At 52.4% G+C, this 12,395-nt stretch carries 12 protein-coding genes; all 12 read right to left on the reverse strand.

The genetic code is table 11. The annotated features are described in order from the left end of the window. Nucleotides 1-1,443 carry a tetratricopeptide repeat protein gene (locus HZB62_13210; GenBank protein MBI5076109.1) on the reverse strand — a complete coding sequence of 481 codons (1,443 nt, stop codon included), beginning with the start codon at nucleotides 1,441-1,443 and terminating at the stop codon, nucleotides 1-3. Next, complete coding sequence (cheB, locus tag HZB62_13215; GenBank protein ID MBI5076110.1) at nucleotides 1,434-2,492, reverse strand: chemotaxis-specific protein-glutamate methyltransferase CheB; 1,059 nt, start codon at nucleotides 2,490-2,492, stop codon at nucleotides 1,434-1,436. The genes HZB62_13210 and cheB overlap by 10 nt, the downstream gene beginning before the upstream one ends. Nucleotides 2,493-2,497: 5 nt before the next feature. Next, the gene (locus HZB62_13220) at nucleotides 2,498-3,733 is read right to left on the reverse strand and encodes a hypothetical protein (GenBank protein ID MBI5076111.1); all 1,236 of its coding nucleotides are present in this window, start codon (nucleotides 3,731-3,733) and stop codon (nucleotides 2,498-2,500) included. An 18-nt stretch (nucleotides 3,734-3,751) separates the two neighbouring features. Next, nucleotides 3,752-4,192 (reverse strand): chemotaxis protein CheW, encoded by a 441-nt coding sequence (locus HZB62_13225; GenBank protein ID MBI5076112.1) that lies wholly within the window; start codon nucleotides 4,190-4,192, stop codon nucleotides 3,752-3,754. Beyond that, nucleotides 4,182-4,703 (reverse strand): chemotaxis protein CheW, encoded by a 522-nt coding sequence (locus tag HZB62_13230; GenBank protein ID MBI5076113.1) that lies wholly within the window; start codon nucleotides 4,701-4,703, stop codon nucleotides 4,182-4,184. Before HZB62_13230 ends, HZB62_13225 begins: the two co-directional genes overlap by 11 nt. Nucleotides 4,704-4,815: 112 nt before the next feature. Further along, nucleotides 4,816-5,037, reverse strand: coding sequence for a sulfurtransferase TusA family protein (locus HZB62_13235; GenBank protein ID MBI5076114.1), 222 nt, complete (start codon nucleotides 5,035-5,037; stop codon nucleotides 4,816-4,818). Between the two features lie 47 nt (nucleotides 5,038-5,084). Further along, nucleotides 5,085-5,504, reverse strand: a complete 420-nt coding sequence (locus tag HZB62_13240) for a hydrogenase iron-sulfur subunit (GenBank protein MBI5076115.1) — start codon at nucleotides 5,502-5,504, stop codon at nucleotides 5,085-5,087. Continuing rightward, nucleotides 5,501-7,462, reverse strand: coding sequence for a CoB--CoM heterodisulfide reductase iron-sulfur subunit A family protein (locus HZB62_13245; GenBank protein ID MBI5076116.1), 1,962 nt, complete (start codon nucleotides 7,460-7,462; stop codon nucleotides 5,501-5,503). The genes HZB62_13240 and HZB62_13245 overlap by 4 nt, the downstream gene beginning before the upstream one ends. After that, on the reverse strand, nucleotides 7,459-7,959 hold the full coding sequence (locus HZB62_13250) for a hydrogenase maturation protease (protein MBI5076117.1): 501 nt from the start codon (nucleotides 7,957-7,959) through the stop codon (nucleotides 7,459-7,461). The genes HZB62_13245 and HZB62_13250 overlap by 4 nt, the downstream gene beginning before the upstream one ends. Before the next feature lie 8 nt (nucleotides 7,960-7,967). After that, entirely contained in the window at nucleotides 7,968-9,452 is a 1,485-nt protein-coding gene (locus tag HZB62_13255) for a Ni/Fe hydrogenase subunit alpha (GenBank protein ID MBI5076118.1), read from the reverse strand. Then, complete coding sequence (locus tag HZB62_13260) at nucleotides 9,449-10,438, reverse strand: NADH:ubiquinone oxidoreductase (protein MBI5076119.1); 990 nt, start codon at nucleotides 10,436-10,438, stop codon at nucleotides 9,449-9,451. Before HZB62_13260 ends, HZB62_13255 begins: the two co-directional genes overlap by 4 nt. A gap of 170 nt (nucleotides 10,439-10,608) precedes the next feature. Further along, on the reverse strand, nucleotides 10,609-12,141 hold the full coding sequence (locus HZB62_13265) for a YifB family Mg chelatase-like AAA ATPase (GenBank protein ID MBI5076120.1): 1,533 nt from the start codon (nucleotides 12,139-12,141) through the stop codon (nucleotides 10,609-10,611). Nucleotides 12,142-12,395 lie beyond the last annotated feature (254 nt).

The following is a 12,395-nucleotide window of genomic DNA, read 5'->3' on the forward strand; positions in this document are numbered from 1 at the left end:
TCAGGCCTTGCCGCGCTTCATCTCGGCGAGGTTATGTCTGCAGAGATGCACGACCTGCTCCATCGGAAACGAGAGAGAGAAGAACGTAAGCCCATGTTCAGAAAACCCTTTTCCTTCAAGCAGTTTTATCACAATTTCAAACTCGCGGCATGCCGGCTGTCTGTCGCCTTCAGATCGGCAGATCTCTCCGAGATAGAAGTGGGCGAGCCAGCAGGACGGTTTGATGTACACTGCCTGATTAAACCTCTTCTTTGCTTCCTCGAAATCTCCCCGGATCTTTGCAATCAGCCCGAGCAGGAGATGTCCTTCAAGTGACCACTGGTCAAGCTCCATGCTGCTGCGACAAACCATTTCCGCCTCGTCGAGTCTCTGCAGGTTGATCAGGATACCTGCTCTCAGCATGCGGGCCTTTATGAATGAGCCCTGCAGACCGATGATCTGGTCCGTAAGCTGCAGTGCGTCCTCATACTTCTTTTCTTCAGCGAGTGCGAGTGCCCGGTCGAAGATCTGGTGCGCTCTGTCCCTTGTTCTTGCTGCAGCGCATTTTGTTTTGGCTATGGCGGCTCCTGCAAGCCCCTGAGTCGCCGGAGCAGCAGATCTGTTGCTGCTGCAGGAAGTTTTTCTTCTCTCCCCTATCTGCATCTCAACACCCTTTTCATAGAGAAAGATCCCTTCCTTTTCAACAAGAGAGAGGACCCCGCTATTATGAACGAACGTCTCTGCAGAGCCCAGAAAAAGGTAACCCTTTTCGTTCAGCATTGCAGCCAGATTCCTGAAAATATGCTGCTGGTCTTCGGGCTCAAAATAGATCGAGACGTTCCGGTAAAAAATGACGTCTGCGTTCCGGATTGTGTCCGGGTATGGATCGCTGAAGATATTCAGACGCAGAAACTCCACGCCCTTTCGGACAGTGTTGTTGATCTGAAAACCGTTTGCCTTCTCATCGAAAAATTCCTTCTGGATATGATCCGGAACACCCCGGAAGGAATGATCGGGGTATATGCCTGCCCTTGCCCTGCCAAGCGCTTCTTCGTCAATATCAAATCCGACGACAGAAAACATGCTGCTGAAATCCGGCCCGAATGTCCGGGCAAGCGCAATGGCGATCGAGTATGGCTCCTCGCCGGTAGAACAGCCGGCGCAGACGATCCTGATCCTTCGGTTTTGCATTGTTGACAACAGTTCCGGTATCAATGTTTCTGTCAGGATCTTGAAATGCACCGGTTCCCGAAAAAAGTAGGTCTCCTTCACCGTAATGAGGTTCACAAGCCTGTTAAACTCGTCCGGCTCGCAGGAAAGAAGGTTAAGGTATGCATCATGCGAGGCGACTGCACGCTCTAACAGTCTCGCCCTGATGCCTTCAGCAAGAAGGACCTCGCGGGAATCTTCGAACGACAGACCGCACTTCTCCCTGATCAGAGATTTGAATGGCGTTAAGAGCATCGACCCGCCCATGCAGAGGATGTTCCGGCGCGCGCCGCAGCTCTCACGATCTCTTCACCGATCTCTTCCAGCGGAAGCACCGTGTCAATGCCGCCGCTCTCGATGGCAAGCCTTGGCATTCCAAAGACAACGGACGTATTCTCATCCTGGGCGATCGTCCAGCCCCCGGCTTCCCGGATCTTCGTTATTCCGGCAACGCCGTCATTTCCCATGCCTGTCAGGATCACGCCGATGGCCTTTCTCCCGAATGATGCTGCCACTGATGACAGCAGTATGTCACACGACGGCCGGTACAGGTCATCTGCCTGCCGCTCTACAAAGATAATCTTTTTTGAGCGGTCGATCTTCATATGGTTTTCGGACGGGCAGAAATAGGCTGTGCCGGGCATGAGATATTCCCCATGCGTGGCCATCTTGAGCTCGACCTGCGACAGTGTTCTGAGCCATCCGATCATCCCGTTCACAAAGCCGTCAGAAATATGCTGGGCGATCACGATCGGAACAGGAAACTTCTCGGGCAAGTGTGAGAGAATGATTGAAAGAGCGCCGGGCCCGCCCGTTGACGAAGCGATCGCAATTATTCGGTCTGAGCAATTTTTATTAAAGGCCGGCGTCTCCGGGCCGGCCGGATGCCGCCGGGAAAGTCTGCCCGAAATATGCGAAATGACGCTGACCCTGGACATAAGCTTGAGCTTTGCTGCAAACTCTTTTGCCGCTTCGATGTTCAGGTCAGGTTTCAGCATAAGGTCAAGAGCGCCTTTTGCTATGGCAGCGTACGCAGTCTTCGCATCTCCCCGGGAAGTTACCACGAGGATCGGGATAGCATGGGCAGCCATTATCTGCTCGATCGCCTGGAGCCCGTCCATAACCGGCATCTCGATGTCCATGGTTATGATGTCCGGATGGAGACTTCTGGCTTTCTCGACCGCTTCGAGACCGTTTGACGCTTCCCCCGCGACCTCCATTTCCGGGTCCATCTCAATGATCGATCTGATCAGGCTCCTTGCCAGGGCGCTGTCGTCCGCTATAAGAACGCGTACCTTTTTCATCCTGTCTACGCTTTGACTCCATCCCCTGCTGATCCTCCTGATGCGGCGTCGCCTCTATACCCTGCTCTTTTCAGTATCTCGGCAAGGCTCTCGGACAAAGACGCAAGCTGGAAACTTATCGTGCCGAGTGATTCAACAGAGGCAGATGTCGTGCTTGCCCCCTGCATGATCTCGCGCAGCGCGATCACGACCTGGCTGTTCGCGGTCTTCTGCTGCTGCGTGGAAAGCGATATCTGCTTTGCAGAGTCCATGGTAGTGTGTGCTGCCTCAACAATATCAGAAAGGAGTGATGCTGTCTGGGAGGAGAAATCCATGCCCTGCTCGATCCCCCGTGAACTCTTTTCCGAGGCAACTGCCAGGTTGTTCACCGCCTCCTGGATCTCGTTGATCTTCCCCTCGATCTCGCCGGTGGATTCTGTAACGCTGTCGGCAAGCCTGCGGATCTCGGCCGCAACAACGCCGAACCGCTTTCCTGCCTCGCCCGCGCTTGACGCCTCAAGGGCAGCATTGAAGGCCAACAGCTTTGTATGATCGGCAATGGAGTTGATGATCTCCATGACCTTGGTGATCTCCCGTGACTTTTTGCCAAGCGCCAGGATCTCCTCGGCACTCTTCTGGCTGTCCCCATGGATCTCTGCCATCTTCATCATCATTGATTCAATTGCTGTTGCGCCCTTCTTCGTGTCCTCCCAGGTCTTCTGGGCAGTATCCACCACTGCTTTTGCATGTTCTGCGATCTGTGTTGAGGAGGCAGAGAGCTCCTCGGTTGTGGAAGTTATCTCGGATATTGAAGCTGACTCATCGGACGAGATCGCAGCATACTGCTCGACGGTTACGGACAGCATGCCGGCGCAGGACCCCATATTTTTCACTACATCAGACGCCTTCTCAATGTTGTCATAAAACCTTTTCTGAACGCGGTTGATCATATATCCTGTGCAGATCAGAAGCAGGACGGAAAACAATGCCGCCCGCCTCAGAAAAAGCCCGAACGTCTCTCTTGAAAGGGCCCGCTCCCGTGCCAGCATCCCGTTTCTGTCCATAAACAGCCTGACTGCTTCATTCCCATCAGTTTGCAGTGCCCGTTCATAGGCTTCCCTATGCTTTTCTCCGCCTGTTTTGATCGCAGACAGAGAGATCAGGGTAAAGGCAATGATGGCAATGACCAGCGGAAGTATAAGCAGCAGCATAAGCTGGTTCTTGGACGTCGTTTCGTTTTGCGTCACTACGGTTTTATGCATAACTTGTTTTCCTCTCTTTCAAGCGGTTGCTGCCGCTTCACATGGATTCAGGCCTTTCAGCCGGTATGGATCAAGGAGCAGAACTACCGTGTTTTCGTGCAGGACAACGCCCCAGAAGATGCGCAGCCCTGCAAAATACGAAAGGGGCTCAGGGATCGGCTGTATGGTCCGGACCGGGACCGCAACGATCGTCTCAAGTCCATCAACCCTTATCCCGTAAACCTCATCCTCATGCTTGTGCAGGACAACGGTTGAGGATAAAGCAGATGCCTCTTTAGCCATGCCAGGGACTTCAGCCAGCGCGAGGCAGGAGATTCCCCTCTGCTCTGCCTGTTCTGAGCTTATAATGCAGTCCACCTGGACCGTATCAATGGCGATAGGTATGCCCGCCGCTTTGAACACAAGAAGATCCATCTCTGCGGGGAGACCCTCGGGTTCAACGTTTTCCTTATGTGTCATGGACAACCAGTTTTTCAAACAAACGGCTGATATCGAGCATTACGACCGTCCTGTTATTATAGGACAGTTCGCCGGTCACGAATTCTTTTATCGCATGGTCGAGGGTAGACAGCGGCGGCTTGATCGAATCCAGCAGCACGTCAACAACATCAAGCACCCCGTCCACAAGGATCCCTGAACGCAGACCGGCTTTTGAGACCATTGCGATCCGGCTGGCTGTGGTCCTTTCGCTGTCAGGAAGCCCCAGGAATCTGTTGAGGTTGATGACGGACTCAATGTCTCCCCGATTGTTGATGAGACCGGGGATGAAGTCAGGTGCCCCGGGGACCGGGGAAATGTCCATCAAGGGCAGGATTTCCTTCACATCAGCGCCAGGGAAGGCGTAGAGACTGTCACGGAGCGTGAAGATCACAACCTTGAGCACCTCAGCCTCGACGTTGACGGTTGTCTCCTTCCCCTTCCGCTTACTCAGTTCTTCAATGAGCAGGTCATTTCTTGTTTTGTTATCCATGGTTGTCTTTCCGGAATCCCGCCTGCAAACTATATTCTTAAGGATCGCAAGGACGGCAAATGTTTTGCAGACAGATCAGGGCAGCAAAGGAACAGTAATCTGATCTGCTATTTCAGAACTGGATCTGGCATTTTTTTGCGCCGTTTTCATCCCGAATCCAGAGCAGGATCTTCTTGGAGCGAGTACACCAGTCCCGGACATCTTTTTCGAAGGTCGGGCAGTCTGCAACAGCTTCCAGTACATCACCCGATTTCATCCTGACAGCCATAGCAGTGATCTTCAGTGTCGGCTGTGGGCATTTCAGGCCACGTGCATCAAGATTCTGTATTGCCATAATGATTCCCCCAATGTTTTTCTAAATTATACAATAAGTTATGGAAATTACACCGGTATTTTTAACGGTCCCAAAACCCTCACGGTTTCTACCATCTCTGTAATGAGTTTTACAAACTTGTCACCCTCTCCGGCAGAGACAAAATCGAACGCGCACCGCTCTTTTCCTATGCCAAAGGGTTCGAGCACCTTCAGCAGCATCCGGTGGCGCTGCACTGCCCGGTAATTGCCCTCTTTGTAATGGCAGTCGCCGGGATGGCATGCAAGAATAATAACCCCGTCAGCGCCCTGCTCGAATGATTTCAGCACAAACTGGGGATCTATCCTCCCGCTGCACATCACCTTGATGATATTGACATTGGGAGGATAAAGACTTTGTGCTGTTCCTGCCTTGTCTGCACCGGCATATGAACACCAGTTACAGAGAAAGCCGATGATCTTCGGTTCAAAAATAGTGTCTGTTGTCATCGCAGCACCTCTGCGATCTCGGCAAGAATTTCTTCATTGGTAAAGTGATTGCCCCTGATCGCGGCTGAAGGACATGCGGCAACACATGTGCCGCAGCCCTGACAGAGAACCTCATTTACTAATGCCTTCTCTTTTTCTGCATCAAAAGATATCGCTGTATAGGGGCATACACTGACACAGACCCTGCAACCGGAGCAGCGTTCGCTGTCGACCTCGGCGTTAACCGGCTGTATCTCGAGCTTCCTGCCCACAACAAGTCCGGAAAGTATATATCCGGCAGCAGCCATGCCCTGGTTCATGGCCTTTTGAATATCCATCGGCGACTGGCAGGTTCCGGCCAGATATATTCCCTTGATCTTGGACTGGACAGAATCCAGTCGTCCGTGCAGTTCTTCAAAAAATCCGGACTGGTCGTGCGCTGTTTCCAGAACCTCCCCGAGTTTCCCTGACTCTTCGGCCGGGATGACCGCCGGGCAAAGCACGATCATATCCACGTTCACGCTTCCGGACTTCCCGGAGATGTCCTGGTACTCAATGATATTGCCTTTTTTGCCTCCGGCGATAGACAGCTGCCGGATATCGTTGTACCTGACAAAGGTTGCATGGGGATTGGACCGGGCATGATGGTACAGGCTGAACTCATCTTTGCCCGGGATGACCAGTTCTTTGTAAAAATGCCAGATCCTGGTCCCCGGCAGTTTTTTCTCGATCATGTGATTGAACTTAAAAGCATACTGGCAGCATATCCCGGAGCAGTATTCTTTATGATTGACATCAAGGCTTCCGACGCAGTGGACGATCGCAATACTCGACGGAGCAGTTCCTGCTGCTACCCTGATCTGCCCATCAGTCGGACCGTTTGAAGCCATGATCCGCTCAAACTCTTTACTGGTGTATATGTTATCAAGCTTTCCGTACCCGAGGTTCGGCAGCTTTTTGCAGTCATAGAGATCTGAACCAGTTGCTACGATTATCGCCCCGATAGTTCTCTCATATACTTTTTCGCTGTCGTCAAACCTGATCGTACCCTCGACCGGGCAGGCCTCCTGGCATTTTTTGCATGCGCCGCCCTGCAGGTTTATGCAGAGCTTCTCATCGATAAAAGGTGTATTCGGCAGAGCCCCGGCAAAGGGGAAGGAGATCGCTTTACGCTCGTTCAAATCACCGTTAAACGGGTTCTTTGCGCTGACCGGACAGGGCTCGATGCATTCTGCGCAGCCGATACAGGTATGGGTATCTGCAAAACGGGGTCTCTGTATAATTTTGGCAGCAAAGTTCCCATAGGAACCGACAACCTCGATCACCTCGGCCATGGTCAGCAGTTCGATATTCTCCGCGTACTCGCCATGCAGTATCTCTGCCATTAACGGTTCGAGCATGCAGGGCCCGCATTCCATATTCGGGAAGAGCTCTTCATATCTGACCGGCATGCCGCCGATAACCGGTGATTTCTCGACCAGCACAACCTTTCTGCCGGAGCCGGCAATGCTCAGCGCGGTCTTGAGTCCGGCCGGACCGGCGCCGATGACAAGCACGTCAGGACATATATCGATCTCTTTCTTTTGAAGGGGATCGTGAAGCTGAACACGGCTCACCGCTGACCGTATAGAGCGGCCGGCCTTTTCCGTGGCCTTGCCGGCATCCCTGGTGACCCAGGCTATCTGCTCTCGGACGTTTACCATCTGCATGAGATAAGGATTCAGACCGGCACGGGAGAGCACCCGCATAAAGGTAGTTTCGTGGTCCCGGGGAGAGCAGGCCGAGATCACGACCCGCTCCAGACCGTTTTCAACAAGATCCTTCTCGAACGCTTCTTTGCCTTCCTCGGAGCACATGAAATCTACTGTCTTGAAATGCATGCCGGGGAAGTGACGCAACAGGTTCTCCCTGACCCTGTCAGAATCGATCTTATCCGATATGTTCGTTCCGCACTTGCAGAAATATACGCCGGTCTTCATGATATCTCCCCTTGTGCATCGAAGTTGAGTTCACCGAGTATTGCGTTGACCGCAACAGGCACTGCACGTTCGATCTCGTCCGTCAGCTGCTCGCTAAAGGACGTAACATCGCTGGCCTCTATGCCCCATATTTTTATCGTCGACGGCAGATGCATGTTGAGCATTCTCCCGAGCTCCAGAGCGGTCGAAAGGTTTGTGTCATGTGTACACATCATATTCCTTGTGCCGCAGAGCTCATCCGGATCAAACTCGGTCACCGCCCCCGGCCTGGATCTGCCGGTCATCATGGCATCGACAATGCAGGCCCTGTCATAACCGGTCATGGCATCCATAAGCCGGATCCCTCCTGCATAAACTTCTTTGATGTCTACGGTGTCATTTCTCCCATCGGCTTCGCCGCGTTGACCCAGGCGTTGTCTGATAGCACGCGAGACCCTGATCCCGACACTGTCGTCGGTGAGGATCGGATTGCCAAGCCCTATGATCACTGTTTTCATGAGCGCGATCAGTCCCTCTGAACTGTCCTGATAATCTCGGAACTGCTGTTCCGGATGATCACCTTCATCGGCATCTGCCCCGGCAGAAAATGCGTTGCGCAGGAAAGGCAGGGATCATAGAGCCTGAAGGCCATCTCGATCCTGTTCAGCATGCCTTCTTCAGCTATCTTGCCCCTGGAAATAAGTTTTTCAGCTGCCCGCCTGATCGACATGCTCATCGGCGCATAGTTGTTCGTTGTTCCGACGATCAGGTTCACGCTGGTGAGAACACCCCGCTCATCACTGACATAGTGATGCGTAAGCGTACCGCGCGGCGCCTCGACCGAGCCGATACCAACACCGACTATCTGCTGAGGGATGCGCCTCACATCCGGAGAGGTTATCTCAGGGTCCTGAGCGAGCTCCAGCATACGCTCGGATGCATAGAGCAGCTCGATCAGCCGCGCCCAATGGGTTGCCAGACGGTGATGGATCGGCTGATATCTTCCATCAATTTTTCTTGAACCAAAGGTCTCGAACATGCGCTCGAAATGCTCCTGGGCAAGCGGGGTTGCCATTGAGTCGGAAACATTCAGCCGGGAAAGAGGCGTAGCAATGTAAACACCGCTGTCCATGCCGTCCTCAAGCCCTTTCCATCCGACATTTTTCAGGTACGGAAATTTCAAATAGGTCCAGGGCTCGACCCGCTCAGCAATATGCTGCATGTAGTCAGCAGCAGGATACTTGACGAACTCCTTTCCTTCGGGATCCACGATCCTGATCATGCCGTCATAAAAGTTGACCCGGTTCTTATCGTCGACCGTGCCCATATAATAGGTTTTATGCAGATAGACATCAGAAGTGACCAGCTCGAGATACTGCTGATTTTTCAGAACAATGTCGTCGAAGATCTTGAGCGAAAACAGGGCAAAATCAATATTCTTCTTTGCGACCTCCTCGATCTCTTTCCGTTCATCTTCCGAAACAGACTTGGACCAGCCGCCGGGAAGTCCTCCGGCAAGATGAACGCCGCGGCCGCCAAGCTTCTCGATCACATGATGATTGCGTGACCTGCAGTCGATCACCTGTTTCCCGATGTCCAGCCCGACCTTTCTGATCACACCGAGGATATTTCTCTCGGAAGCCGGCGCATCTGGGCCAATGATAAAATCAGGACCGCCTAATGCATAAAAGTGAGTCGTATGATCAGTCACATAAAAGGCCATGTACAGCAGTTCCCTTATCTTCTTTGCTGCAGGCGGCGGTTCGGCCCCGAAAAGCATATCAAGGGCCTTGACTGAGGCCATATGGTGGGCCTCAGGACAGACACCGCAGATCCTGTTCGTGATCACCGGCATATCTTCAGCCTGCCTGCCGACACAGAACCTCTCAAAACCCCTGAGTTCAGGTACCTGAAAATAGGTGTTGGCAACATCGCCCTCGTCATTGAGAAATATCTCGATCTTGCCATGCCCTTCAAGACGGGTTATCGGATCAATACTGATATTTTTCATGATATTTTTCCTTTCAGTATCGATCCCGGCAGACTGTATTTATAGAACATACCGGCGTAATCAGGGATCGAGCCGAGGACCGCATCGATCCTCTGATAGATCTCATCTTCTGATATGCCTTTGGTGTCGCCGATATCGATGATAGAACCGAGAGCTGCCGTCATTTTAGCCCCCTGATCGAGCACGCCCTCCGGAGGACCATAGCAACCTGTGCAGGGCATATTCACCTTCGGACAGAGCGCTCCGCAGCCGTCGCGCGTGGCAATGCCCATGCATATCAGCCCCTGATCGAGAAGACAGGGCTCTCTTTCCGGAACGATCTCATATGTCCTGAACAGTTTTGGTATCTTTTTGTCCTCTTTTTTTCTGTCGCATTCATTGCAGACAGCAGACCTTCCGGCTCCTATGACACTGCCTTTAGGCGGCAACGCAGCGCCGCTGATGACCGCACTCACCACATTCCATATCTGGTGCGGTTCCGGTGGACAGCCGGGGATGAAAAAATCAACATCAGTTACCTGTGCAAGGGTCTTCACTGTATCAAAAAAGACAGGGAGGTGAAGCGTGCCTTCCGCAACCTTTGTCTCGGGCTGAGGAATGATCTTGCCTGGGTTATCGATCGAGGGATTATCGAGATAGACAGCCTTCATCAGAGCGTCTTTGGAATGAAGATTGGCAAGCCCAGGTATGCAGCCCTCAGTCGCGCATGAGCCGAATGCGATCAGAACCTGGGATTTCTTTCGCAGGAGATGCGCCATCTCCTCATTCTCAGCAGTCCGGATAGCGCCGTTAAACAGCGTGATCGCTATGGCCTTGTCAGGCAGCGCCTCGATATCCTTTTTCTTGGTATCAAGCAGACAGGGGCAGAACATAAAATCAAAGGCAGCATCCACGTCAATGATCTTTTCGTTGAGGTTGACCAGAGCTATTTCGCAGCCGCCGCAGGATGCAGCCCAGTACATGCTCAGTTTCGGTTTAGCTGCCATCGATCACTCCTTTTTGCAAGACGTCTTAAGATGTGCCTGTTCAATGAGAAAGCAGCAATAAGGGCAACAGCCAACCTCTCTTGCCTATTGTTTATTCTATATGCAGGCCGTATTTTGTCAATGCAAAATAAAGGGAAAGGTATCGCTAAGCTGATGATCCTCACTGTCCGTCAGAAGAGACCCCGGTCAAGGGAGCGGTACTGGATCGCTTCGGAGATATGGCTCGCTGATATGGCTTCAGCCTGTTCCATATCGGCAATGGTGCGGGAAAGCTTCAGTATCCGTGAATAGGCCCGTGCTGACAGGCCCAGCTTCTGCATTGCTGTTTCAAGAAGATTTACAGCATCCGTGTTGAGCTTGCAGTATTTTTTGATATGGCGGGTCTTCATCTGGCCATTGCTGTAGATCTTGTCGTTTTTGAAACGGTCGAGCTGAAGGTTCCGCGTCTGCACGACCCGGCCCCTGATCGTCTCTGACGTCTCTCCATCGTAATCAGTTGAGAGCTCCTTGTACGGCACTGCCGGCACCTCAACATGAATGTCTATCCTGTCAAGAAGAGGGCCTGACATCTTCCGCCTGTACCGCTGGATCTGACCGGGAGCACAGGTGCAGGCATGTTTCGGATCGCTGAGGTACCCGCAGGGACAGGGGTTCATGGCGCTCACCAGCATAAAAGAAGCCGGATAGGTTATGGATGCCAAGGAGCGGGATACCGTAACCTCGCCGTTTTCGATCGGCTGCCTGAGCACTTCAAGTGCGTTTCTTTTGAATTCCGGTGTTTCATCAAGAAACAGAACACCATGATGTGCGAGGCTGACCTCTCCCGGCTTTGGGACCTGGCCTCCGCCGATAAGCGCAACATCGGATATCGTGTGATGTGGCGCCCGATATGGCCTCGTTGCCAGAAGCGGTTGGCCATCCTTGAGCAGCCCGGCAACGCTGTGTATGCGTGTTGTTTCGAGGGCCTCTTCAAAGGTCATCTGCGGAAGGATGGTCGGCAGCCTTTTGGCAAGCATGGTCTTGCCTGAGCCGGGCGGCCCGATAAGAAGAACATTATGGCCGCCTGCTGCAGCAACTTCGAGCGCACGCTTTGCATGCTCCTGGCCTTTTACTTCCGAAAAATCCTCTTCATAAGAAGAGAGTTCCCGCATATTGGTGGTGATGTCAACGGTATAAGGCAAGAGGTTCTTTTCCTGACGCAAAAAAGCGATCAGGTCAGGAAGGCTCTGAACCCCGATCACCTGAACCCCGGATACTACCGCTGCCTCAGGGGCATTCTCCACAGGCACAATAAGCCCTTTCAGGCCGAGATCCCGAACCTTCAGTGCCATCGAAAGGGAGCCGCGAACCGGCTTGATCCTGCCGTCAAGAGACAGTTCTCCGGTAAAAACATATCCATTGATCGCTTCGGGTTCGATTAATCCTTCAGAGGTTATGATGCCGATGGCGATCGGAAGATCAAAAGAAGAGCCTTCTTTTTTCAGGTCAGCTGGAGCCAGATTTACGGTGATCTGCTTGAGCGGAAAATTGAAGCCGATATTCTTGAGCGCAGCCCTTACCCGGTCCCGGCTTTCTTTTACTGCTGCATCCGGCAGCCCTACCATCGAGAAATGAGGAAGGCCCCGCGAAGAGATATCGACCTCTACCTCTACCGGAAAAGCCTCAATGCCGATGATACTTGCGGAAAGTACCTTTGAGAGCATGAATTGAAATCCCCTCCAAAATTCTGAAACAGAATAGCATTAACAGGGAACAAAGGCAAGAATGCATCGAGGGGAAGTGCTTAATTACCAGCGCAGATTTCTTTATGTTACGTACAGAGAAAGAGGAGACTATCTGTCTCCTCTTTCTCTGTGTATGCTCTGTCTTCTGCTTTTGTTGTCTTAATTGCTCTTGGCTGCTGCCTCTGCTGTCTCCTTTACTTCTGCTGATGCTGATACCGCCTCTACTGCATACC

Source organism: Nitrospirota bacterium (assembly GCA_016214855.1).
Lineage (GTDB): Bacteria > Nitrospirota > Thermodesulfovibrionia > Thermodesulfovibrionales > UBA6898 > UBA6898.